The 24081-nt window shown below is 68.0% G+C and carries 22 protein-coding genes, 1 rRNA gene and 1 riboswitch; of the genes, 18 read left to right on the plus strand and 5 right to left on the minus strand.

What is annotated here, in order from left to right; genetic code table 11:
* Nucleotides 1-88, plus strand: a 5S ribosomal RNA gene (gene rrf, locus ACFWU2_RS02945); the annotation flags it as partial.
* Between the two features lie 156 nt (nucleotides 89-244).
* On the plus strand, nucleotides 245-724 hold the full coding sequence (locus tag ACFWU2_RS02950) for a hypothetical protein (protein WP_378600314.1): 480 nt from the start codon (nucleotides 245-247) through the stop codon (nucleotides 722-724).
* 19 nt (nucleotides 725-743) lie between these two features.
* Here the strand turns inward: ACFWU2_RS02950 and ACFWU2_RS02955 are convergent, their stop codons facing one another.
* Both ACFWU2_RS02955 and ACFWU2_RS02960 read right to left on the minus strand, forming a co-directional pair.
* A complete protein-coding gene (locus tag ACFWU2_RS02955; protein ID WP_378602265.1) occupies nucleotides 744-2084 on the minus strand; it encodes a M1 family metallopeptidase in 1341 nt (446 codons plus the stop codon).
* Nucleotides 2085-2089: 5 nt separating this feature from the next.
* Nucleotides 2090-5995, minus strand: coding sequence for a Pls/PosA family non-ribosomal peptide synthetase (locus tag ACFWU2_RS02960; RefSeq protein WP_378600318.1), 3906 nt, complete (start codon nucleotides 5993-5995; stop codon nucleotides 2090-2092).
* Nucleotides 5996-6211: 216 nt separating this feature from the next.
* Nucleotides 6212-6328, plus strand: a riboswitch (SAM riboswitch).
* 69 nt (nucleotides 6329-6397) lie between these two features.
* Here ACFWU2_RS02960 and ACFWU2_RS02965 point away from each other — a divergent pair.
* Both ACFWU2_RS02965 and ACFWU2_RS02970 read left to right on the plus strand, forming a co-directional pair.
* Nucleotides 6398-7711 carry an aminotransferase class V-fold PLP-dependent enzyme gene (locus ACFWU2_RS02965; RefSeq protein ID WP_378600323.1) on the plus strand — a complete coding sequence of 438 codons (1314 nt, stop codon included), beginning with the start codon at nucleotides 6398-6400 and terminating at the stop codon, nucleotides 7709-7711.
* A gap of 198 nt (nucleotides 7712-7909) precedes the next feature.
* Entirely contained in the window at nucleotides 7910-8503 is a 594-nt protein-coding gene (locus tag ACFWU2_RS02970; protein ID WP_378600326.1) for a hypothetical protein, read from the plus strand.
* A gap of 57 nt (nucleotides 8504-8560) precedes the next feature.
* Here ACFWU2_RS02970 and ACFWU2_RS02975 read toward each other — a convergent pair whose 3' ends face one another.
* Both ACFWU2_RS02975 and ACFWU2_RS02980 read right to left on the minus strand, forming a co-directional pair.
* Nucleotides 8561-9079, minus strand: coding sequence for a winged helix-turn-helix domain-containing protein (locus tag ACFWU2_RS02975; protein WP_378600331.1), 519 nt, complete (start codon nucleotides 9077-9079; stop codon nucleotides 8561-8563).
* 226 nt (nucleotides 9080-9305) lie between these two features.
* Nucleotides 9306-9779 (minus strand): YbaK/EbsC family protein, encoded by a 474-nt coding sequence (locus ACFWU2_RS02980; RefSeq protein WP_378600335.1) that lies wholly within the window; start codon nucleotides 9777-9779, stop codon nucleotides 9306-9308.
* 103 nt (nucleotides 9780-9882) lie between these two features.
* Here ACFWU2_RS02980 and ACFWU2_RS02985 point away from each other — a divergent pair, with 103 nt between their 5' ends.
* The gene (locus ACFWU2_RS02985; RefSeq protein ID WP_378600340.1) at nucleotides 9883-10713 is read left to right on the plus strand and encodes a crotonase/enoyl-CoA hydratase family protein; all 831 of its coding nucleotides are present in this window, start codon (nucleotides 9883-9885) and stop codon (nucleotides 10711-10713) included.
* A 108-nt stretch (nucleotides 10714-10821) separates the two neighbouring features.
* On the opposite strand, the gene ACFWU2_RS02990 is transcribed toward ACFWU2_RS02985, so the two are convergent.
* Nucleotides 10822-11313 (minus strand): inorganic diphosphatase, encoded by a 492-nt coding sequence (locus tag ACFWU2_RS02990; protein WP_169622806.1) that lies wholly within the window; start codon nucleotides 11311-11313, stop codon nucleotides 10822-10824.
* Between the two features lie 164 nt (nucleotides 11314-11477).
* Here ACFWU2_RS02990 and dacB point away from each other — a divergent pair, with 164 nt between their 5' ends.
* From dacB to panC, 13 genes are all read left to right on the plus strand, one after another.
* Nucleotides 11478-12884 carry a D-alanyl-D-alanine carboxypeptidase/D-alanyl-D-alanine-endopeptidase gene (gene dacB / locus ACFWU2_RS02995; protein WP_378600345.1) on the plus strand — a complete coding sequence of 469 codons (1407 nt, stop codon included), beginning with the start codon at nucleotides 11478-11480 and terminating at the stop codon, nucleotides 12882-12884.
* Nucleotides 12881-13912: a zinc-dependent metalloprotease gene (locus ACFWU2_RS03000; protein WP_378600350.1), complete on the plus strand. Its 1032-nt coding sequence runs from the start codon at nucleotides 12881-12883 to the stop codon at nucleotides 13910-13912. The genes dacB and ACFWU2_RS03000 overlap by 4 nt, the downstream gene beginning before the upstream one ends.
* The gene (gene tilS, locus ACFWU2_RS03005; protein ID WP_378602268.1) at nucleotides 13888-14931 is read left to right on the plus strand and encodes a tRNA lysidine(34) synthetase TilS; all 1044 of its coding nucleotides are present in this window, start codon (nucleotides 13888-13890) and stop codon (nucleotides 14929-14931) included. Before ACFWU2_RS03000 ends, tilS begins: the two co-directional genes overlap by 25 nt.
* A 20-nt stretch (nucleotides 14932-14951) precedes the next feature.
* Nucleotides 14952-15506: a hypoxanthine phosphoribosyltransferase gene (gene hpt / locus ACFWU2_RS03010; protein ID WP_378600355.1), complete on the plus strand. Its 555-nt coding sequence runs from the start codon at nucleotides 14952-14954 to the stop codon at nucleotides 15504-15506.
* Nucleotides 15507-15759: 253 nt separating this feature from the next.
* A complete protein-coding gene (gene ftsH / locus ACFWU2_RS03015; RefSeq protein ID WP_378600360.1) occupies nucleotides 15760-18225 on the plus strand; it encodes an ATP-dependent zinc metalloprotease FtsH in 2466 nt (821 codons plus the stop codon).
* Nucleotides 18226-18299: 74 nt separating this feature from the next.
* A complete protein-coding gene (gene folE, locus ACFWU2_RS03020) occupies nucleotides 18300-18917 on the plus strand; it encodes a GTP cyclohydrolase I FolE (RefSeq protein WP_206037364.1) in 618 nt (205 codons plus the stop codon).
* 32 nt (nucleotides 18918-18949) lie between these two features.
* Nucleotides 18950-19771, plus strand: coding sequence for a dihydropteroate synthase (gene folP, locus ACFWU2_RS03025; protein WP_378602271.1), 822 nt, complete (start codon nucleotides 18950-18952; stop codon nucleotides 19769-19771).
* Nucleotides 19768-20136, plus strand: a complete 369-nt coding sequence (folB, locus tag ACFWU2_RS03030) for a dihydroneopterin aldolase (RefSeq protein ID WP_378600365.1) — start codon at nucleotides 19768-19770, stop codon at nucleotides 20134-20136. Before folP ends, folB begins: the two co-directional genes overlap by 4 nt.
* Nucleotides 20133-20672, plus strand: coding sequence for a 2-amino-4-hydroxy-6-hydroxymethyldihydropteridine diphosphokinase (gene folK / locus ACFWU2_RS03035; RefSeq protein ID WP_378600370.1), 540 nt, complete (start codon nucleotides 20133-20135; stop codon nucleotides 20670-20672). Before folB ends, folK begins: the two co-directional genes overlap by 4 nt.
* A complete protein-coding gene (locus ACFWU2_RS03040) occupies nucleotides 20669-21142 on the plus strand; it encodes a DUF3180 domain-containing protein (RefSeq protein WP_378600374.1) in 474 nt (157 codons plus the stop codon). Before folK ends, ACFWU2_RS03040 begins: the two co-directional genes overlap by 4 nt.
* Nucleotides 21143-21240: 98 nt before the next feature.
* Complete coding sequence (locus ACFWU2_RS03045) at nucleotides 21241-22026, plus strand: DUF6779 domain-containing protein (RefSeq protein ID WP_378600379.1); 786 nt, start codon at nucleotides 21241-21243, stop codon at nucleotides 22024-22026.
* A gap of 156 nt (nucleotides 22027-22182) precedes the next feature.
* A complete protein-coding gene (locus ACFWU2_RS03050; protein ID WP_378600384.1) occupies nucleotides 22183-23118 on the plus strand; it encodes a Rossmann-like and DUF2520 domain-containing protein in 936 nt (311 codons plus the stop codon).
* Nucleotides 23111-24049 carry a pantoate--beta-alanine ligase gene (gene panC, locus ACFWU2_RS03055; RefSeq protein WP_378600388.1) on the plus strand — a complete coding sequence of 313 codons (939 nt, stop codon included), beginning with the start codon at nucleotides 23111-23113 and terminating at the stop codon, nucleotides 24047-24049. The genes ACFWU2_RS03050 and panC overlap by 8 nt, the downstream gene beginning before the upstream one ends.
* The last annotated feature ends 32 nt before the right edge of the window (nucleotides 24050-24081 follow it).

Here is a 24081-nt window from a genome sequence, read left to right on the forward strand (position 1 = left end):
CGGTCCCATTCCGAACCCGGAAGCTAAGCCCCATTGCGCCGATGGTACTGCACTCGACAGGGTGTGGGAGAGTAGGACACCGCCGAACACCCGTTTGCTGGAGGCCCCCAACTGTGTTGGGGGCCTTCAGTGTTTTGTGGTGGCAAGTGTTTTTAGTGGATTGTGTTTTGAGGAGGGGACCCACAAGTGGGTCCCCTTTTTGTATTTGTGGCTGTCGGTCAGCCGGCGGAGGGCGGCTGTCGGTATGGCGGACGTTCCGCCGGCCGGGTTTGCGGTGCTCGTGGTTCTCGCACTCGGAGCAACTACGACAGCCGCGGTGTTCGGCCTGCAACTGCGCGAGGCGAAGGCCGTCGAGAGCGCAGCCCGTGAGGCCTCCGACGTCGCACGGCAGTACGCCGTCACCCTCACCTCGGTCGGTGCCGACCTCGAGAGTGATTTCACCGCCGTCCTCGACGGGGCGACCGGCGAGTTCGAGAGGATGTATGCGGAGTCGAGTGAGCAACTCAGGCAGTTGCTGATCGACAATCAGGCGCAGGCCGAGGGCGTCGTAGTGGAGTCGGGTATCAAATCCGCGACAGCGACGAAGGTCGAGGTGCTGCTGTTCATCGACCAGTCGGTGACCAACGCACTCGTTCCCGAGCCGCGGCTCGACCGCAGCCGCGTCGTGATGACCATGGAACTCGTCGACGGTCGCTGGCTCGCGTCGCAGGTCGATCTGCCCTGAACTATCGCGTCGCCGTCGATCAGATTCTCGGCGGTGCCGGAAGTTCCTTCTGGCCCAGCCACGCATCCCACAGAGGTCGCAGTGACGTGTCGGAGAAGCGTGCAGCGAGATCTTTGAATTGCGTCGTCGTGACGTTGGAATGACGGTGTTCCGACGTCCATGTCCGGAGGAGCGTGAAAAACGAGTTGTCGCCCAGAGCCAGGCGCAACGCGTGCAGGGTGAGCGCTCCGCGCTTGTAGATCCGGTCGTCGAACATGTCCTTCGCGCCGGGATCCTCGAGGAGGATGTCCTGAGACTTGCGGGAAAGACCGCGATACGCGTCGGCCGCGAGGGCTTGGGCGGACGGCCCGCCGGAGTTCTCGGACCACAACCACTCCGCGTAACACGCGAAACCTTCGTGGAGCCAGATGTCGCACCAGCGAGACAATGTCAGGCTGTTGCCGAACCACTGGTGAGCCAATTCGTGTGCCACGAGCCGTTCTTCGGTCCTGTGCCCGTCGCAGAAATTCGCCCCGAACGTGGACAGACCCTGCGCCTCGATGGGGATCTCGAGGTCGTCGTCCGTCACCAGTGCCGTGTAGTGCGCGAAGGGGTACGGGCCGAACAGGCGCGTGAACAACTCGAGCATCTCCTGTTGGCGCCCGAAGTCCTTGTCGAACGCGTCGCGCAGGCGTGGCGGGTGTACCGCATATTGCGGCACCGGTGACGACGCGATCGTGCGCATCTCGTAATGACCGATCTGCACGGTCGCCAGGTACGTCGCCATCGGCTCGGGTTGCTCGTAGACCCACGTGGTCCGGCTGGATTTGGTCGTCTTGTGGACGAGCGTTCCGTTCGCGATCGCCTGGAACGGCGCGTCGGTGGTGATCGAGATGCGGTAGGTCGCTTTCGATCCGGGATGGTCGTCGCACGGAAACCACGACGGAGCACCGTTCGGCTGGCTCGCGACGAGCGACCCCTCCTCGAGTTCCTCCCACCCGACGTCACCCCACATTGTGTGGAGCGGCGTAGGGGTGCCGGCGTACTGGACGGAGATGGTCAGCACCGCGCCCGCAGGGATCGAGTCTGTGGGGGTGACGGTGAGCTTGCCGTTGCGGTGCACGAATTTGGCGGGTCGTCGCCCGTTGACCGTCACCTTGGACACCCGCATCGGCGGCGCCAGGTCGAGTGCGAACTTCCCCCGCACATCGGTGGTCGTCGCGATGATGACGGCCCGACCCTCCAACCGGTTCGCCATGATCTTGTAGGCGAGATCGAGTTCGTACCGCGACACGCGGTAGCCGCGGTTGCCGCTGGTCGGAAGGTACGGGTCGAGGGGACGGTCGGCGGTCACAGGCGGCACCGCCTTCGCGGCTTTGATCGGCTTCACCGCGGTGACCAGTCGCCCGGGGACGTCCACGCCGAGATCGGGTTGCCTTGCCAGCGGGTCGAGGGTGGCACGACGTCGCCCCGCATCACCAGAGATGCGGGTCCGACCGTGGCGCCGTCACCGATCCCCGATGCGGGTAGCGCGACGCACTGGGGGCCGAGGGTCGCGCCGGCGCCGAGAGTCACGGTGTCCATGGCCATGATCCGATCATGGAACAAGTGTGTCTGTACAACGCACCCGCGTTCCACCGTCGCGCCGTCGCCCAGTGTCACGAGGTCCGCTTCGGGCAGCCAGTAGCTTTCGCACCACACGCCGCGTCCGATCGTGGAACCGAGTGCGCGCAACCACAGGTTCGTGGCGGCGGTGCCCGTCGCCGCGCGCGCGAACCACGGTGCGGCGACGGTCTCGACGAAGGTGTCCGATACTTCGTTGCGCCACACGAACGAACTCCACAGCGGGTGTTCTTCTCGGCCGATACGGCCGACGATCAGCCATTTCGCCGCGATCGTCACGAGGCACGCGACCGCGCCGGCGGCCATCAGCACCACACCGCCGAGCAGGGCGGCGATCCGGTACCCGAAGTGCGACGCGAGCGTGTTGAGCGTGAAGAGGACTCCCAGCCCGATCCCGAACGTGACGATCATGGGGACGAGCCGGCAGGTCTCGACCAGACCGCGTGCGATCCGCAGCTTCGGCGACGGTGCGAAGGTGCGGCTCACATCGCTGTCACCCGCGGCGCGGCGCAGTCGCACCGGGGGACTGCCGAGCCAGGACGACCCCGATTTCGCTTTCTCCGGTGCGGCCGAGAGGACCGCGACGAGACCATGCTTCGGGACACGACGGCCGGGCGCCGCCATACCGGAATTGCCGAGGAACGCCCGCTTCCCGACCTTGGCGTGCGAGATGTAGAGCCAGCCGCCCCCGAGTTCGTACGACGCGACCATCGTGTCGTCGGCCAGGAAGGCTCCGTCGGCGACCTTCGTGAACTTGGGCACCATGAGCACCGTCGACGCCTCGACGTCCTTGCCGATATCGGCGCCGAGGAGCCGCAGCCAGCCCGGGGTGAGCATCGAGGCGTACAGCGGGAAGAGGAAGGTGCGCGACGAATCCATCAGGCGCTCGGTGGCCCACACCTGCCAGCCGACGCGGCTCCGGACCGGATGCCAGCCCTCCGTCATGCGAATCGACAACAGCCGCACGGCGATCAGCGTGGTGAGTGCGAAGACGAACATGGTCAGCAGCGCCGCGACCGGAAGCATCGCGAGGGACCGGGGAACGGCGTCCGCAATGGTCGCGGTGTTGCGCACCCCCCACACGAGTAGCGCGACACCTGCCGCGATCGACGCGATCGGCAGGCCACCGAGGAGGAGGGAGGTCAAGGCGTACACCGGAATCCAGCGGGCTCCGCGGGGCGGTGCCTCGGCGGGCCAGGGACGGTCGGCCTTGCCGATTTTCTTGGCCGGCGATCCAGCCCAGTGCTGCCCGGACTTCACGCGCCCGAACACCGCGGAGCCGGCCTCGACTTCGGAGTTCTTGCCGATGCGAGCACCGGGGGCAAGGAACGAGCGGGCACCGACCGCCGCGCCGGCACCTACCCGAATGGTGCCGATGTGGACGAGGTCGCCGTCGACCCAGTGACCCGACAGATCGACCTCGGGTTCGATCGAGCAGCCGTCGCCGAGTTCGAGGAATCCGGTGATCGGGGGAAGGCTGTGCAGATCGACATCTCGTCCCACCTTCGCTCCCAGCGCCCGAGCGTAGTTCCGCATCCACGGGGCGCCCGAAATATTCGTTGCTCCGACGGCGTCGGACAGGCGCAGCGCCGCCCACAGCCGCAGGTGCACCGAGCCGCCCCGCGGGTAACTTCCGGGAACCACATTGCGGAGCAACAGCCGCGCCGCCACGACGGCAATCGCCATGCGCCCGGGAGGGGTCAGGAACAGGGCGGCACCGAGGGCGGTCCACCACCACGACAGGGTGACCGTCCACGGCACGTCGACGACCAGGCTGACGACGTTGTTGAGGATCGCGAGCCAGACAACCCACTGCAGCCCGGTGAGCGTCATGAGCGGCACGGTCGCGACGATCTGCGCGAACTGTGCGCGACGGGACACCGGAGCGACCACCCGGTGCGTGGCAGCGGTCGTCGGAGCCAGTTCGTCCAGGTAGACGGCGAGGGATCCGAGGCGCGGCCGGTCGTACAGCTGTGCGACGGTCATTTCCGGGTAGCGGGCACGAATGGCGGTCACGAGCTGGGCGGCGGCGAGCGAACCCCCGCCGAGTTCGAAGAAGTCGTCGTCCAGGCCGTCGATGGGAGCGCCGAGGATGTCGGTCCACAACCCGGCGAGCCACGCGGCGGTGGGGTCGAGACCGAGGGCATCGATCGAGTCGGCGTCTGCACCGGGGAGCGGCCACGGCAAGGCGTTGCGGTCCACTTTCCCCGATGTTCGCGTGGGGAGTTCGTCGACGCGGGCGAGCCGGGGGACGAGGGCGGCAGGAAGCTGCTCCGACAGGAGGTCGTGGGCGGCCGCGAGATCGAAGTCGGGGTCCGTCGAGGCGAGGTAGCCGACGAGAACCGAGTGTCCCGTCGCCGTCGTGCGGACGGCGCAGGCGCCGCCGGCGACGCCGGGAAGGTTCTGCAAGGCATTGTCGACCTCACCGAGTTCGATGCGGCGTCCGCCGATCTTGACCTGATCGTCGGCACGGCCCTGGAACAGCAGTCCTTGCCGGTCGAGCACGACGAGGTCACCGCTGCGGTAGGCGCGCGACCACCCGAGACTCGGCATGGGTGCGTACTTTTCGGCATCCTTCGCCGGGTCCAGATATCGCGCCAGCCCCACACCGCCGATGACGAGTTCACCGGTTTCTCCCTCGGCGACGGGGTTGCCCTCGGCGTCGACGACAGCGAGATCCCAGCCGTCGAGGGGCAGCCCGATGCGGACCGGACCGGAGCCGTCCATGAGTGAGGCGCACGCGACGACGGTGGCTTCCGTCGGACCGTAGGTGTTCCACAACTCTCGTCCCGGAACAGCAAGCCGTTCGACGAGGTCCGGCGGGCACGACTCGCCGCCGAAAATGAGCAGCCGCACCGCTTCGAGAGATTCGGCCGGCCACATCGCGGCGAGGGTCGGCACGGTGGAGACGACGCTGATGTCACGGGAGATCAGCCAGGGTCCGAGGTCCATACCGGACCGGACCAGTGAGCGCGGAGCGGGCACCAGGCACGCGCCGTGGCGCCACGCGAGCCACATCTCCTCACACGAGGCGTCGAATGCGACCGACAAGCCGGCCAGTACCCGGTCTCCCGGCCCGATCGGGGCGTCTCGGCAGAACAATCGTGCTTCGGCGTCGACGAGCGCGGCCGCGTTGAGGTGGGTCACCGCCACACCCTTCGGGGTGCCGGTCGAGCCCGACGTGAAGATGATCCACGCATCGTCGTCGAGCCGTGGACCGCGCAGCGGCGGGTCGGCCCGTACGGGGGCGGTGCCGGGACCGATGCCGTCGTCGGTGACGACGGCGGTGACCCGGGCCTCGGAGAACACCAGGTCGGCGCGTTCGTCCGGGTCGTCGGCGTCCACGGGAACGTAGGCCGCGCCCGCGGCCAGAATCGCCAGGATGGTGACATACAGCTCGGCTCTGCCCGAGGTCATCCGAATTCCGACACGATCACCCGCTCCGACGCCGGCGTCGAGGAGGGTGTACGCGCCCACCCTGACCTTCTCGACCAGTTCCGCGTAGCCGATGACGCTGGTGCCGTCGTCGATCGCCGGTGCGTCGGGATGCGCCTCGGCGGTCGCGCGCAGGATGTCGACGAGGGTGCGGGGTGGCGGTGCGTGCGACGCGCGAAGAAACTCTGCGGGGATCACAGAGCTGCGGGGTTCAGCGGGGAGTGGGGCAGGCAAGTCCGCGGCGTCCTTCTACTCGATGGTGCTCCGGTTATCTCACGTTCAAGTGGACACGAGGTGAACGTCGGGGCGCGCCACCGCCCCGGGTGTGTCGCGCCCCGGCCGAACCCGAGGCGGTATTTCGGCAGGTCCGCGGCTTTCGTCCGCAGCGTCACGGTCGGTGCACCGCATCCGGTTTGACACGAGACCGCCCGACTGCAATCCTCTTCGGCAGGTCATGAGTACCAGCATCAAGCCCCGGCTTGCTGGTCGGCAACCCTCCGCCGCGGTGGGGTGCTCCGGGTGACGACCTGGCTGTGATTCCAATACCGGACACGGCAAGCGCGGACTCCGCCGGCGATCGTTTTCCTTCGTCGTGGCGATTACCGACGGGTCCCTGGATCGACGAGGGATTTTGTCATGACTGCTGTATCTGCCCCCGCCTGCATCGCGCCGTTCGCACACGTCTCCGGGTGTGACGTGCAGGTGCCGCTCGTGCAGGGTGGCACCTGCACCTACGCCAACTTCGATTACGCGGCGAGTGCACCTGCACTCGCCACCGTCACCGAACGCATCGCCGAGTTGCTGCCGTACTACGCGAGCGTCCACCGCGGCGCCGGATACGCCTCGCGCGTGAGCACCGCGAGCTACGAGGACTCGCGAGAGTCGGTGGCACGCTTCGTCGGTGCCGACACCGATCAGGTTGTCGTCTTCACCCGCAACACCACCGATTCGCTGAACCTGCTGGCGGGCGCGGTGCCCGGCGACGTCGTGGTGCTCGATATCGAGCACCACGCGAATCTGCTGCCGTGGAAGAACTCCCGGGTTGTCGTGGCAGCCGACTCGATTGCGGAGACCGTGCAGCGTATCGCGGAGGAGCTGAACCGGGCGCCGGCCGCGCTGCTCGCCGTCACGGGTGCCTCCAACGTCACCGGTGAAGTGCTGCCGATCTCCGAGCTCGCCGCCCTGGCTCATTCGTGCGGTGCGCGGATTCTCGTCGACGGTGCACAGTTGGTGCCCCACCGCAGCGTGGATCTCACTGCCGACGGAATCGATTACCTCGCCTTCTCCGGTCACAAGCTCTACGCCCCGTTCGGCGCCGGAGTGCTCGTGGGACGCCGCGACTGGCTCGACACCGCCGAGCCGTACCTCGCCGGTGGCGGCGCGGTGCGCGAGGTGAGCCTCGACGGTGCCGAATGGGCTTGTGCCCCTGCGCGACACGAGGCCGGGACACCGAACGTACTCGGGGTTGCCGCGCTGGCCGCGGCATGCGACACCCTCGGCGGATTCGACACCGAGGCCGCGGCGCGGCACGAGGAAGAACTGTGCCGCCTGCTCGTCGACGGACTGAGTGGCGTCGAGGGCGTCGAAATCCTGAAGTTGTGGGACGACTCGCAAGACTGCGTCGGCATCGTGACCTTCACCGTGGACGGATACGAACCGGGTGAGGTGGCGTCGTACCTTTCGGCCGAGCACGGAATCGGAGTGCGCGACGGGCGTTTCTGCGCGCACCCGTTGCTCGCCCGCGTGGGACGCCCGGGTGGGGCGGTGCGCGCGTCGCTGGGGTTGGGTAGCTCGTCGGCAGACGTGGACCGGCTTCTCGCCGCGCTGCGCACTCTGGTTGCGCAAGGACCTTCGTGGACGCACGCGAAGACCGACGGCGTGTGGAGCCCGGCACCGGAAACCCGGCCCGGACTCGCGCAGTCGGGAGAGGGTGCGCCGCAATGCATCTGACGGCGATCGTCACGGTCGACAATTCCCCACGGGCTCGGTAGGGTAATCGCATGATCTCGGAGGCGACAACCACGGCGCACTGGTGCCGTCGGCATGTCGACCTGTGCCGCACGGCCTCCGGCACCTGTCCGGCCTGAGTTCTCTCCGCACGCTTTTCTTCAGCTGCTGCCACTCACGGCAGATTACGAGAGGTCACTCATGTCGTACAACGATTCTGCCTACCCGGATTCTGCGCAGCGGTTGCTGCGCGTGGCGGTCGAACTGTCCGGGCGGTCCGGGCCCGATTACTGGGCCGATCTCACCGTGGGCCGTCCGGGCGAACCGCCACTCGATCCGGCCGCACCGTCCGGCAACGTGATTCGCGTTCGCGCCGCAGACCTGCGGGAAGCGGGGAAGATTCGCGATCGGATCCGCAGCGAGGCCGCCTCGGAGGGCCGTGACCCCGACGCGGTGACAGTGCTCGTCGATCTCGAGGTGCTCGTCGATCCCGATGCACGTGCTGCGCGCCGGCACGCCCGCATTGAGGGGACGACCGCCCGCCGGGAACCGGGCACGCTGTCGTATGTGGGGACTCCCGAGGGGCTTGCGAGCCTCATCGCCGACGTCCACTCCGTCGGGGTGGCGGACGGCGTCACGCTCATTCCCGTACCCGTACCGTTCACTGTCGAACATCTCGTCGACGGCACGCTCCCGTGGCTCGAAGCCCGCGGACTGCTGACGGTGTCACCGACTGTTGTGGAGGTTCTGCGACGGTTCGGTGAGGGGGTAGGTCCCGCGGCACGCGCGTCGTAGCCGGACACCGAGACCAACGAAGGGGCAGGAGATTTCTCCTGCCCCTTCGTTTGTGCTCTAGGCGCTTCGCCGGTGGAGAGGCGTGACGATCTGGACGCGCGCATCGGGGTCGAAGCGGTACCCGGCTCCTCGGACAGTGGTGATGATGTCGCCGAACCTGCCGAGTTTCGACCGGATCCGGGAGACGTGCACATCGACGCTCCGGTTACCGCGTTCGGGATCGATGTAGCCGGCACCGAGGGTGCGCAGAGTCGAGCGGGGAACCGCTGTGCGAGGGCGATCGACGAGATAGGAAAATATCTCGAACTCGGTGTGGCTCAGTTCTACTCGGCTGCCGTCGAGCACCAGACCGCGAGCGGGCAGGTCCACCACGAGCGGTGCGGGCCCCGGGCTGAGGAGCGTGTGTGTGCGTGCGCCGGGAAGAAGGCCGGTCGCTGTTTCGCGGAGCGCGTCGGCGAGTGCCGCGAGGTCGCCGGGGTTGACAGCTCCCGTGTCCGAAACTTGCACGATCAGAACAAGTTCCGGCTCGTCGACTGACGCGGTGCTGCTTGCGCGTTCGAGGTGGTCGGTGGTCATCGAAGACTCCGCTCGGAGAATGGATATCGGCGCGCCACGTGACGCATATGCCGCGGGTGACGATCGCGGTTGCCGGGAAAGGAGGAGGGCTGGTGCGTATCTCAGCGTGCACACAGGCTCGAGCGGGTGCGGCACAGGTCGACGTGCCTGCGGCTCCACGCTCGGTCGGTCATGAGTCGAAGTGTACCGCGCGTCGCACTTCGGGTGGTAGCCGAGCGATACCCCTTCAGTCCACGTCCACGTCGATTCCCGCCGTGACGCGCATCAGTTCGGGGTACGTGGTTCGAAACAACGTGTTCGCGCATCCACCCGCCGCCCACAGTTCGGCGTGGTCCTTCAGTGACAGATCGATGTAGGTCGGAAGGTTGGTGGGATGTCCGAGCGGGGCGACGCCACCGACAGGCTGGCCGGTGACCTCGACGACCACCGAGCGGGGTGCCGGCACCAGGGTGCCACCGAGGCGCTCGCCGGTGCGGTCGAGTGCGACCCGGTGTGCGCCCGACACCAGGAGCAGGATCGGTTCGTCGTCGAGAAGGAACACCAGTGACTTCACGATGGCGCCCAAGTCGGCTCCCACCGCCGCCGCGGCCTGTTCCGCAGTGGTCACGGAGTCGGGTTGCCGGGTGATGAGCCCGTGGTGTCCACGAGCGATGAGCGTGTCGGCGACACGGGCCACGTTCGGGTGCCAGAACCTGCTCATGAGTCAAGAGTAGGACCTGATCATCGGGGACGAATACGCGAAACGCCCGAGTAGTTTCGGGGCGGTGGCAGTGCTCGCCGACGAAGGACATTACTCTCGAGTAATGACCGATCACACCAGTTGGAAAGCGTTCACCGTCGAGCACAAGGACCACGTCGCCCAGGTGACGCTTATCGGCCCCGGCAAAGGCAACGCGATGGGCCCGGACCTGTGGTCCGAGCTGCCCGTCCTGTTCGCCCAACTCGACGCAGATCCGGACGTGCGTGCCGTCGTGCTGGCCGGCGCGGGCAAACACTTCACGTTCGGCCTCGACCTCGTCGCGATGGGTGGTGACCTCGCGGCGGTCCTCGCAGACGGTGCCCGCGCGAAGGCGCGCACCGATTTCCACGGGATGGTCAAGCGCATGCAGGCCGCCATCACGGCCGTCGCCGACTGCCGCAAGCCGGTCGTCGCGGCGATCCAGGGCTGGTGCATCGGCGGCGGTGTCGACCTCATCACCGCGGCCGACATCCGCTACGCGAGTGCCGATGCCAAGTTCAGCGTCCGCGAAGTGAAGGTGGGCATGGTCGCGGATGTCGGCACCCTTGCGCGCCTGCCGTACATCATCGGTGACGGGCACGTCCGGGAACTCGCCCTCACCGGTAAGGACATCGACGCTGCGCGCGCCGAGAAGATCGGTCTGGTCAACGACGTCTTCGCCGACGCCGACGAAGTCCTCGCCGCGGCCCACCGGACGGCTGCGGAGATTGCGGCGAACCCGCCGCTGGTCGTGCACGGGATCAAGGACGTCCTCGATCACAGTCGCTCGGCGCAGGTCGACGACAGCCTTCGCTACGTCGCGGCATGGAACGCGGCGTTCCTGCCCTCAGAGGATCTCGGCGAGGCGATCAAGGCGATCTTCGAGAAGCGCGCGCCCGAGTTCAAGGGACAGTGACGACGGCCGGTATCCCGGCACACCCCCGAAAGGACGAATCTCCCGGCCGATCCGTGGATCATCCGGGAGATTCGTCGTCGCAGGACACTCTGGTGTTCTGCGGCAGGCTCAGTGGCCGCCGTTGTCCTTCAAGCGCGCGATGGAGGCAGTGACCTCGGCCTCGGCGTCGGCGCGGCCCGTCCAGTCCGCGGCTTCGACATGCTTGCCCGGCTCGAGATCCTTGTAGTGCACGAAGAAGTGCTTGATCGCGTCGAGCTCGAACTGCGGCACGTCGCCGATGTCCTGGATGTGATCCCACCGCGGGTCACCTGCGGGGACCGCGAGAACCTTGTCGTCGCCACCGGCCTCGTCGACCATCTTGAACATGCCGACCGGGCGGGCGTCGACGATGACGCCGGGGTACACCGACTCGGGGAGCAGTACGAGGCAGTCGAGCGGATCGCCGTCTTCACCGAGAGTGTTCTCGATGTACCCGTAGTCGGCGGGGTACCCGAACGCGGTGTAGAGGTAGCGGTCGAGCTTGACGCGGCCGGTCTCGTGATCGACCTCGTACTTGTTCCGCTGCCCCTTGGGGATCTCGATGGTGACCTCGAACTCCACGCGCTTGCCTCACTTCGTCGGTGTTTTCGCTCGCCGATACGACATCCGTATCTGCGGTGATGGTCCGGAGAAAGGATAACGGGCGCGGCGCTAGTCTGGACGACGCAGGTACCGGACCACGAAGGCGGCCACCAGGGCGCGAGTGTGCAGGACACAGCGGAGGCGTGTTGGCGGGGCAGGAAAAGATCAAGAAGCAGGGTTCGTTGGTCACACGTCGGCGCCGGAACATCCGGATCCTGTTCGGTATCTGGGCAGCCGGTTTTCTCGCACTCGTCGTGGGCGGCGCATTTGCCGTCTACGACGTGCGCACCACTGCGAGCGCCACGATCGCGCCCGCTCCCGCACCGGTCATCGCGGACCTCGCGGTCGCGCCGGTGGCGGACGATGCCCCGGCTCCGGTCCCCGCAGCCCTGGCCGCCGCGCTCGACGCAGCCGTGAAGAACCCGGCGCTCGGATCGTTCACCGGATCGGTCACCGACGCGGCCACCGGGACCGTCCTGTGGTCCCAGGAGCCCGACCGGCCGATGACCCCCGCATCCACGACGAAGATCCTCACCACCGCGGCGGCGTTGCTCGGCCTGCCCAGCGATCACCGCATCACCACGCGGGTGGTCGAGGGCTCCCGTCCCGGCGAGATCGTCCTCGTCGCGGGTGGCGACCCCACCCTCACCGCTCAGCCCGTCGGCGAAGACGGTTTCTACCCCGGCGGTCCCCGCATCGCCGATCTCGCGCAGCAGATCCAGCGCAGCGGAGCCGTCGTCGACACCGTGGTCGTCGATGTCGGGATCTTCAGCGGAGACCCGCTTGCGGTCGGATGGGACGCCACGGACGTCGGTGACGGGTTCGTCGCACCCATCGAACCGGTGATGCTCGACGGGGGACGCTTGCGGCCGCTCGAAGACGAGTCACCGCGTTCGGCTACTCCTGCGCTGGACGCCGGGCGAGCGCTCGCCGCCGCACTCGGCGCCGATCCCGAGAAGGTCACGATCGGGACGGCCTCGCCGGGCACAGCGCCCATGGCATCGGTTCAGTCCGCACCCCTGCGGACACGACTGGAACAGATGGTGCAGCACTCCGACAACGTGCTCGCCGAAACCATCGGACGGGAAATCGCGATCTCCTCGGGTAGCGCGCCCACGTTCACCGGTGCCGTCCAAGCTGTGACCCGCACTCTTCAGGGCGCCGGGATCGACACTTCCGGGGTCACGCTCGAGGACCTCAGCGGCCTCTCCCTCGACAACCGCATCCCGGCGCGGGTCCTCGACTCGATCGTCGCGCGCGCCGCCGGCCCGGACGCTCCGGCCCTGCGTCCGATGCTCGATTACCTGCCGGTCGCGGGTGCCACCGGCACCCTCAGCGACCGCTACGGCACCACTGCGCGTGCCGGAGCCGGGTGGGTGCGCGCGAAAACGGGCACACTGAGTCTTGTGAGCGGGCTTACGGGATACGTCGTGGACGTCGATGGGCGGGTATTGACGTTCGCACTCATGTCGAACGACCGGTTCCCCAACGAAGCACGACCCGCGCTGGACGATGTCGCGGCCGTACTCCGGGGATGCGGCTGCCGATGAGCGAGCAGGAGCGGGGCCTCGGCGACGCGATCGACTGGGAGTTCGCGGCGGGTGTCGGTGCCCGGCTCGCGCGCTCCGGCCCCGCGATGTCGGGGTATACCCGTGACGCCGCCATCGAGGAGCTGTACGCGGCGGCCGAGCGCGCCGAAGGCCCGGTGCGCGAGCAGACCGGGATGGGTGACGGAACGGTGTCGCCGCCCGCGCGCGTCGTGGATCGTCCCGACTGGGTGCGTGCCGCGGCGGAGTCGATGGCGGACCTCACCGGGTCCGACCGGAGCGGACGCTGGCTCGGTAAGCCCGCGGGCGCGCAGGCAGGCGCGATGCTCGCGTACCTCGCGTCGGCCGTCCTCGGCCAGTACGACCCGTTCTCGCGCACCCTGCTGCTCGTCGCACCCAACGTCGTCGCCGTCGAGCGCGCACTGAAGGTGCCGACCTCGGACTTCCGCCTGTGGGTGTGTCTGCACGAGGTCACCCACCGTGTGCAGTTCGAGCAGGCTCCCTGGATGGCGGACCTCATGCGCGAGTCCACCGCCGAACTCACGGCAGCGGTCGACGAACCGATCGGCGAGGTCGTGAGCAGGTTCGTGGCCGCCGCCCGCGATCTGCGCACTCCCGGCGACAAGCCGATGTCGCAACGCGGCATGGTCGGATTGCTGCGTGCCACGCAGGCGGAACCCCAACGCGAATCGCTCGATCGGATGCTGGCGCTCGGAACGCTGCTCGAAGGCCACGCCGATCACGTCATGGACGGGGTGGGACCGTCCGTCGTTCCGTCGGTGGCACGGATCCGCCGTGCGTTCGACAGCCGGCGCCGGCGCAGCGGCAACCCGATCCACCGCGTGATCCGCGTCGTTCTCGGCGTGGACGCGAAGATGGCGCAGTACGTGCACGGCAAGAGGTTCGTCGACGCCGTCGTCGCGAAGGTCGGCATGACGCAGTTCAACGCGGTGTGGTCCGGCCCCGACGCGCTCCCGACTCTCACGGAGATCGACCACCCGGACGCCTGGATCGCACGGGTGCTGGGCTGACCGTGCCGCCCGCTCCGCTGCTGCCCGAACTGCCCGCCATCCACGAGGTCCGGCTGGCAGTGCGTGCCTGGCTGTCCACACACGATGTGCGCGCGGTAGCCGTCGCGCTGTCCGGTGGCGCCGACTCCGCAGCGTTGACAGCGGCGGCCGTGGCCGAGGCCGCCGAGGTGCACGCCGTCGTCGTCGATCATCGTTTGCAGGAGGGCTCGTCGGACATCGCCGCGCGCGCCGCAGATTTCGCGCGTGCGCGCGGGTGCGCCTCCGTCCGGGTGGTAGCGGTAGAGGTGACCGGCCCCGGAGGGCTCGAGGCCGCTGCTCGAACCGCCCGGTACCGGGCGCTCGACGATGCGCGCGGCGGAATGCCGGTCCTGCTCGGCCACACCCTCGACGACCAAGCCGAGACGGTGCTCCTCGGTCTCGGCCGCGGTTCGGGGCTTCGCTCGATCTGCGGGATGGCGCCGTTCGACGCCCCGTGGGGGAGACCCTTGCTCGGCGTGCGGAGAAGCGTCACCCGGCGCGCATGCGGCGAACTGGGTTACCTCCCGTACGAGGATCCCCACAACGCGGACCCGCGATTCACTCGCGTCCGTTTGCGGACGGAGGCCCTCCCGATGCTCGAGGAGATTCTCGATGGCGGAGTCGCCGCGGCGCTCGCGCGTACCGCCGCGCAACTTCGGGACGACGGGGAGGCGCTCGACGAAGCGGCTGCGGACCTGCTGACCCGTGCCGCGACCCGCCGCGAGCCCGAGGACGACTGCTCACTCGATGTGACGGTGCTCACCGACGCGCCCGCTGCGGTCCGCCGCCGGGCGGTTCGCTTGTGGCTGCTCGGACGCGGTGCACCTGCGCCGAACGACAAGTCGCTGCGCGCAATCGACGATCTGGTGGTCCTCTGGCACGGGCAGGGGGCCGTCGCGGTGGGCCGGGGGCCGGGAGCAGGGACCAGGTTGGTGGTGCTGCGTCGGCGTGGCAGGCTGAGTATGGAGTTCGTCGACCAGCAGCGGTGCGCGGACGACTGACGGAAGGTGGGTAGAACCCGGTGTACGAAGGTGACATTGCCTCGGTGCTGATCTCCGAGGAGCAGATCGCAGAGCGGACGGCCGAACTGGCGGCCTCGATTGCGGAGCGATACCCCGAGGGCGCTCCGGAGGGTGACCTCCTGCTCATCGGTGTACTCAAAGGCGCGATCTTCTTCATGACCGACTTCGCCCGAGCCCTGCCGATCCCGGCCCAGATGGAATTCATGGCGGTGAGCTCGTACGGTTCCTCGACCTCGTCCTCCGGTGTGGTCCGGATTCTCAAGGACCTCGACAAGGACATCGCCGGCCGCAACGTCCTGATCGTCGAGGACATCATCGACTCGGGGCTGACGCTGTCGTGGCTGATCCGCAACCTGTCGACGCGCAACCCGGCGTCGCTCGAGGTCGTCACCCTGTTGCGCAAGCCCGACGCCCAGAAGATCGACGTCGAGGTCAACGACGTCGGCTTCGACATCCCCAACGAGTTCGTCGTCGGGTACGGACTCGACTACAACGAGCGGTACCGGGACCTGCCCTACATCGGCACTCTCCACCCGAAGGTCTACAGCAGCTAGCACCGCGGTGGGAGTGCAGACGCCCCAGATGAGCCGCACGCAGCTCGCCGCGGGTGGGAACAAGGGACGCCGCCGGTTCGTTGTGACTTCGAACGACCTGCTGCGACTCGGCGGCGGTTCGTCGTCACGCGGTAACCTTGCGGTGCCTGGTTGGTCACTGCTCGCGAAACCGCGACCGTACCGGGTGTAGCGCCCTCGACACGACACCGATGACGTCACTATCGAAAGGACCGGCCGGCCGGGCCGAACCTGTATGAACCGCAAGACAGTGTTCCGTAATCTGGCGATTGTCGCCGGCATCCTGTTGGTCATCTACGCCTTCAGCTACTTCGGCGACGACACGCGCGGCTTCACGAAGGTGGACACGTCTGTCGCGATCTCGCAGCTCGAGGCGAAGAACGTCAGCGAGGCGCGCATCGACGACCGTGAGCAGCAGCTCCGGTTGTGGCTGAACAACGGCGACGATGCGACCGAGGGCAGCACCGAGATCATCGCGAAGTACCCCGCGTCGGCATCGGAGCAGATCTTCGATCTGGTCGGTGATTCCGGCGTGCCGAAGTACAACACGCAGGTCACCCAGGAGAGCTGGCTGACGTCGATCCTGCTGTTCGTCATACCGATGGCCATCCTGCTGGTGGTGTTCTTCCTCGTCATGAGCCGGATGCAGGGCGGTGGCCGCGGCGGGATGATGGGCTTCGGCAAATCTCGTGCCAAGCAGTTGACCAAGGACATGCCGAAGACCACGTTCAGTGACGTCGCAGGCGCGAACGAAGCGGTCGAAGAGCTTTACGAGATCAAGGACTTCCTCCAGAACCCGAGCCGGTATCAGGCGCTCGGCGCCAAGATTCCGAAGGGCGTTCTGCTGTACGGCCCTCCCGGTACGGGTAAGACCCTGCTGGCGCGCGCTGTCGCCGGCGAAGCCGGAGTGCCGTTCTTCACGATTTCCGGTTCGGACTTCGTCGAGATGTTCGTCGGCGTCGGTGCGTCTCGCGTGCGCGACCTGTTCGAGCAGGCGAAGCAGAACGCACCCTGCATCATCTTCGTCGACGAGATCGACGCCGTCGGCCGGCAGCGCGGTGCAGGTCTCGGCGGTGGCCACGACGAGCGCGAACAGACCCTCAACCAGCTCCTCGTCGAGATGGACGGGTTCGGTGACCGCTCCGGCATCATCGTGATGGCGGCCACCAACCGGCCCGACATCCTCGACCCCGCGTTGCTGCGCCCGGGACGCTTCGACCGGCAGATTCCGGTCGGCAACCCCGACCTGGCCGGTCGTCGCGCAATCCTCGCGGTGCATTCCAAGGGCAAGCCCATCGACCCGAACGCCGACCTCGGCGGTCTCGCCAAGCGCACCGTGGGCATGTCCGGTGCCGACCTGGCGAATGTCGTCAACGAGGCGGCGCTGCTGACCGCTCGCGAGAACGGCACGGTCATCACCGAGGCGACGCTCGAGGAAGCCGTCGACCGCGTGATCGGTGGGCCGCGCCGCAAGAGCCGCATCATCAGCGAATACGAGAAGAAGATCACGGCCTATCACGAGGGTGGTCACACACTCGCTGCGTGGGCCATGCCCGACATCGAGCCGGTGTACAAGGTCACGATCCTCGCGCGTGGTCGCACGGGCGGGCATGCGATGACCGTGCCCGAGGACGACAAGGGCCTGATGACGCGGTCCGAGATGATCGCCCGCCTGGTCATGGCGATGGGTGGCCGCGCAGCCGAAGAACTCATCTTCCGCGAGCCCACGACAGGCGCCTCGTCCGACATCGACCAGGCGACGAAGATCGCGCGCGCGATGGTCACCGAGTACGGCATGAGCGCGAAGCTCGGCGCCGTCCACTACGGGCAGGAGCAGGGCGACCCGTTCCTCGGCCGGTCGATGGGGACGCAGACCGACTACTCGCACGAGGTGGCGCGGGAGATCGACGAAGAGGTGCGCAACCTGATCGAGGCGGCACACACCGAGGCGTGGTCGATTCTCAACGAGTACCGCGACATTCTCGACGTGCTCGCCGGCGAGCTGCTCGAACACGAGACGCTCACCCGTAAGGATCTCGAGCGGATCCTCGCCGATGTCCGGAAGCGCCCGCGGATCACCGCGTTCAACGATTTCGGTGATCGCATCCCGTCCGAAAAGCCGCCGATCAAGACGCCGCGCGAACTCGCAGAAGAACGTGGCGAGCCGTGGCCGGCGGAGCCGCCGAGCCTGACGAAGCCGCCGCAGCCGCAGAACCAGCCTGACCCGCACGCGCCCAACGGCAGGCCGCAGCACGGCGACGACCGTCAGCCGCAGTACCCGGGTGCGCCCCAGCCGGCGCAGCCGCAGTACCCGGGCGCCCAGCCGCAGTACCCAGGCGCCCAGCCGCAGTATCCCGGCGCTCAGCCGGCGCAGCCGCAGTACCAGCCGTCGGCTCCCGGAAACGGGTACGGCCAGCCTCAGCCGATCCCGGCGTCCGAGCCGCTGCCCGGATTCCCGCCGGCGCCGTACCCGGGTGGACCCCGGCACGCGACCCGGCCCGACTACGGCGCTCCCGCCGGTTGGTCGGCACCGGGCTGGCCGCCGGAGGAACAGCAAGACGAGCGCGGAACCTTCCGGGGCGGTTACCCCGATTGGACCCGCACGGGATCCGACGACTCCGATGAACAACGGGACGAGGGACATCCGACCCCCGAACCGCCACCCACGCAGCCGTGGGAAGGGCCGTCCGGCCAGCGTTGAGACGACGAGCAACTTCAAGAGTGGAGGACTGGCGGGTGTCGGTTGATCACGTGGGTACGGCAGCGGGTTCCGGTATGGACGACGACGACGTGGTGTCGCAGACGCTGAGTGTGGAGGCGGGGCGGGTTTTCGACCAGCCACGTGCAGAGGCGGCCGTGCGGGAACTGCTCATCGCCGTCGGCGAGGATCCTGAACGAGAAGGTCTGCGCGACACCCCGGCGCGCGTTGCACGGGCATATCGTGAGGTGTTCGCGGGCCTGTTCACCAACCCCGACGAGGTTCTCAACACCACCTTCGACGAAGGACACCGGGAACTCGTGCTGGTGCGCGACATCCCGATGTACTCGACGTGTGAACACCACCTGGTCTCCTTCCACGGTGTCGCGCACGTCGGCTACATTCCCGGCCCGACCGGTCGCGTCACGGGTCTGTCGAAGCTCGCACGCGTAGTCGACCTCTACGCGAAGCGCCCGCAGGTACAGGAGCGCCTCACCAGTCAGATCGCCGACGCACTGGTGCGCAAGCTCGAGCCGCGCGGAGTGATCGTGGTCGTGGAGGCCGAACATCTCTGCATGGCGATGCGCGGCATCCGGAAGCCCGGGGCGAGCACGACCACGTCGGCTGTACGTGGATTGCTCCAGACGAGTTCGGCGTCGCGCGCCGAGGCCCTGGACCTCATCCTGCGCCGGTGAGCGTGTTCCAGGCCGAACAGCGGCCGATCGTGATGGGCGTACTCAACGTGACCAGCGATTCGTTTTCGGACGGCGGACGCTATCTCGACCGTGACTCGGCCATCGCACGCGGACTCGAACTCCGTGACCTCGGTGTCGACATCGTCGACGTCGGAGGCGAATCGACACGTCCCGGTGCGATGCGCATCGATCCGCAGGTCGAGGCGGATCGAGTCACGCCGGTCATCGAGGCTCTCACGGCGGAAGGCATCCGTACGAGTGTCGACACGATGCGCGCGTCGGTCGCGGAGGCCGCGATCACCGCGGGCGTGACGATAGTCAATGATGTGTCCGGCGGGCGCGCCGACAGCGACATGGCGTCGGTGGTGGCGTCGGCGGGCGTGCCGTGGATCATCATGCACTGGCGTCCCACCGGCGAGTTCGTGCACGCGGGTGGGTCCGCGCATTACGACGACGTGGTGACCGAGGTGCGCGACGAGCTGCTCACCCAGGTCGACGTCGCCGTGGCCGCGGGCGTCGACCCGTCGAAGATCGTTCTCGACCCCGGACTCGGATTCGTGAAGCAACCGGACCACAACTGGCAACTCCTCCACGGACTGCCCGAGCTCAACGCGCTCGGTTTTCCCGTGCTGATCGGTGCCTCCCGCAAGCGCTTCCTCGGATCCTTACTCGCGTCACCCGACGGTGCCGTGCGTCCGCCTGCGGGTCGTGAAGTCGCGACAGCCGTGGTGTCGGCGCTCGCTGCGACCCACGGTGCGTGGGGAGTACGCGTGCACGACGTGCAGGCCTCGCGTGACGCGCTCGCGGTGGTTCGGGCATGGCAGCACGGCGGCGCGGAGAGGATGCATGTATGAGCGACCGGATCGAACTGCGGGGACTACGGGTCCGCGGCAACCACGGAGTGTTCGATCACGAGAAGCGTGACGGACAGGATTTTCTCGTCGACATCGTGGCGTGGCTCGACCTCGCGCCGGCTGCGGCGAGCGACGATCTCGCCGACACGCTGCACTACGGTGAACTCGCCGAAGCCGCCGCCGCCGTCATCGCCGGCCCGGGACGCGACCTCATCGAGACGGTGGCCGGGGAGATCGCCGACGGCGTGCTCGCCGACCCCCGGGTGTCGCGCGTAGAAGTCACGCTCCACAAGCCGTCGGCGCCGATTCCGCTGACGTTCTCGGACGTCGCCGTGGTGGTCGATCGGACCCGGAGCGCGTCGTGAGCCGGGCCGTGCTGTCGATCGGGTCCAACATCGGCGACCGCGCGGCGCACCTGCGCTCGGTGGTCGAGGCGCTGGGACGGCGTGCCGTGGCCGTATCCGCGGTGTATTCGACGGCGCCCTGGGGCGGGGTCGAGCAACAGGACTTTCTCAATGCGGTGATCGTCGCGGAGGACGCCGCTTTCGGGCCGGACGACTGGTTGCGGTTCGGCCGCGAATGCGAGGCGGCGGCCGAGCGGGTACGCCTCGAGCGGTGGGGTCCGCGCAGCCTCGACGTCGACGTCGTGTCGTGCGACGCGGGCGACGGAGAGGTGCTCAGCGACGATCCCGAGTTGACGCTCCCGCACCCGCGGGCACACCGGCGGGCATTCGTGCTCGTGCCGTGGCTCGATGTGGAACCCGACGCGGTGCTCACCGCAGAAGGGGAGACCCGACGTGCCGACGACTGGCTCGACCGACTCGAGGCGGCGGAGCGTGACGGCGTGCACCGCACCGATCTGAACTTGACCGGCACCGGCGTGGGGGAACAGGAACGATGAAACCGACCCGGGTTCGCGATCTGCTCGCGCTGGCCGTGCTGGCGGCGGTCATCACCTGGTTGCTCGTGCGCACGCTGTACGGCTCCCTGCCGGCCATCCCGGTCTACGCCGGAGCGTCGCTGTACGTGGCGGCGGTGATCGAGGTGGTCCTCGCGTTCGTCATCCGCTCGCGGGTCGGTAAGCACGAGATCGGGGAGGGCCCCGGCCGGATCCACCCGATCACGGTTGCGCGTTCCGTCGCCCTGGCGAAGGCGTCCGCGCTCGTCGGCGCGGCCAGTACGGGCGTATGGGCCGGGTTCCTGCTCTTCCTTCTGCCGGAGCGCGCCGAAGTCCGCGCCGCGATGGAGGACACGTCCGGCGCAGTCGTCGGGGCAGTTGCCGGTGTGGCTCTTGTGGCTGCTGCGCTGTGGCTCGAATACTGTTGCAAGGCACCGGAGGACCCCGAAGATCCGAGCCAGCCGGCGACCTGACGACCGCTGCGGCGGGACGATCCGTGCCGCCGAACGGATTTCGCTGCGACCGGCGGGCATCGCTGTTCCGACCTGGGAAGACACGTAGTCTGGTAAGTATGGTTTCCCCGGGACGAGAGAACAGGAATCGTCGTCCGTGGCGCAGTACCGGCTCCATGATCGTCGCCGGTTTGCTTGCCTTGGCCATGGTCGCGTCCCTGCTGCTGGTCTTCAGCGACAGCGTGCAGGTCTTGCGTATCGCGGTGGTCGTGGCGCTGTGGGCGGCCACCGTCGGCGCGATCGCGATGACCAAGTACCGCCGCGAGTCGGCGCTGGAAAAGGCCAAGGTCGACGACCTCAAGACGGTGTACGACCTCCAGCTCGAACGCGAGATCTCCGCGCGCCGCGAGTACGAACTGACGGTCGAGGAAAAGGTTCGGTCGGACCTGCGCATCGACGCCGAAGAAATGGCAGCGCTGCGTCATGAGCTCGCGGCACTTCGCCGCAACCTCGAGGTGCTGTTCGACGGTCGCCTTCCCGACGAGAACGTGGCACTCGGAGGGAATGCGGACCGCCGGCGCGAACTCGACGCCACGACACGTGTCACGGCGCCTCGACCGTCCGGACCGGCGTTCGCGTCGCCCGACGACGAGCCGCTCACTGCGGAGACCATCACGGTGGGCTCGCCGGAGGAGCGCGCCGAGACACCGCCCGCCGAGACACCGCCCGCCGAGACACCGCCCGCCGAGACACCGCCCGCCGAGGCGCGCCCGCAGCCTGCCGAGGCGCACACCGCTCCGGCCGAGCCCCCGACCGGCCGACGCGGCCGCCGCCGCGCGGAGGGTGCCCATTCCGAGGGCCGGAGCGTCGCGGAGATCCTCGCCGCACTGTCGTCCGAGCGCTGATCTTCGCGACACGTCCCGCGACGGTACCGGCTGGTCACGGCCGAGTGAGGCGCAGATCACTCCTTGCCGTCGTGGCGGGCGCCGAGCGCAGCGCGCTATTGTCGGGCGAACGTCCGGTACCCGCTGAGCGGGACTGGAACGAATGAGAGGACTCCCGTGAATTCCTTCGGGATCACCAACGCGCCTGCGCCTGCCCGACTATCTGTCGGTGTCGTTTCCGCAGGTCGCGTGGGCACCGCACTGGGCGCGGCGCTCGAGCGCGTCGGCCACGTGGTCGTGGCCTGCTCGGCGGTGTCCGACGTCTCGAAGCACCGCGCGAGTATTCGCCTCCCCGACTCCGAGATACTGCCGGTCGACGAGGTCGCCGGCCGCTGCAATCTGCTTCTCCTCGCCGTTCCGGACACCGAGCTGGAATCGCTGGTGGCCGGACTGGCCGCCACCTCCGTCGTCAAGCCGGGCACGATCGTCCTTCACGTATCCGGTGCCCACGGCATCGGTATTCTCGCGCCGCTCGCGGAGCAGGGCGCAGTGCCGCTCGCGGTTCACCCCGCGATGACGTTCACCGGGCACGACGAAGACACCGCCCGCCTCGCGTCCACCTGTTTCGGCATCACCGCAGCCGACGAGATCGGCTACGCGATCGCGCAGGCGCTCGTCCTCGAGATCGGTGGCGAACCGGTCCGGGTCTCCGAGCAGATGCGACCGCTTTATCACGCAGCCCTTGCCCACGGCAGCAACCACCTGGTCACGCTTGTCGCCGACGCAGTCGAAGCGTTGCGCGTCGCTCTCGCCGGTGACGAGTTGCTCGGTCAGCAGATCGTGGACGATGCTCCAGGCGGAGTCGCCGAACGAGTCCTTCAACCACTGCTCACCGCCGCGTTGGACAACGTGCTGCGGCGAGGACCGTCCGCGCTCACGGGTCCGGTGGCCCGCGGCGACGCGGAGACGGTCGCTACCCACCTGCAGGTACTGAACGATGCCGACCCGAAGATCGCGGCGGGGTACCGCGCTATGTCGCTGCGGTCGGCGCAGCGCACCGGCTCGAAGCCGGAACTGATGGAAATTCTCGAAAGGGCTGATCACGGTGAGTGAAGCGCGACAGGGCGGTTACGTGCGTGGAGAAACCACCGTGCACCACAACCCCGAGGACCTGAGAAAGGTCACCAAGGCGTTGCGCAGTGTGGGCCGGACGGTCGCACTCGTGCCCACGATGGGCGCGTTGCACTCCGGGCACCTGGAACTGGTGAAGCAGGCGAAGCTCACGGGCGCGGTGGTCGTCGTGTCGATCTTCGTCAACCCCCTCCAGTTCGGTCCCGGTGAGGATCTCGACGCCTATCCCCGCACGCTCGACGCAGACCTCGAACTGCTCCGGGGTGCCGGCGTGGAACTCGTGTTCGCTCCCACGGCTACGGCGATGTACCCGAACGGACCGCGCACCACGATCCACCCGGGCCCGCTCGGTTCGGAGCTCGAAGGTGCTTCGCGGCCCGGCCATTTCGCCGGCATGCTCACCGTTGTCGCGAAACTGCTGCAGATCGTCGCGCCCAACTCCGCGTATTTCGGGGAGAAGGACTACCAGCAACTCGCGTTGATCCGGCAGATGGTGACCGACCTGAACTTCGACGTTCGTATCGTGGGTGTGCCCACAGTCCGTGAGGCCGACGGGCTCGCCCTGTCCTCGCGCAACCGCTACCTTTCCGAGCAGCAGCGCGAGATCGCAACCACGCTGTCGGCTGCGCTCGTCGCCGGCGCACACGCGGCTGCCGGCGGACCGGACACCATCCTGGCGGCAGCCCGTGACGTACTCGCGTCCGCTCCCGAGATCGAGGTGGACTACCTCGAGGTGCGCGGAGCCGATCTCGGACCCGCCCCCGAACGAGGCGACGGCCGGTTGCTCGTCGCTGCACGACTCGGTACCACCCGGCTGATCGACAACGTCGGTGTCGCTGTCGGTACCGGGTTTCTCGAACGCGCGGTCGGGCAGGTAGATCCCACCGTCGCCGATGACCTGTTGACCCGCTGACCGAGTTCGCGAAACCAGAAGGAAACCGAGGA

It is taken from the genome of Rhodococcus sp. NPDC058639 (genome assembly GCF_042717545.1).
Classification (GTDB): domain Bacteria; phylum Actinomycetota; class Actinomycetes; order Mycobacteriales; family Mycobacteriaceae; genus Rhodococcus.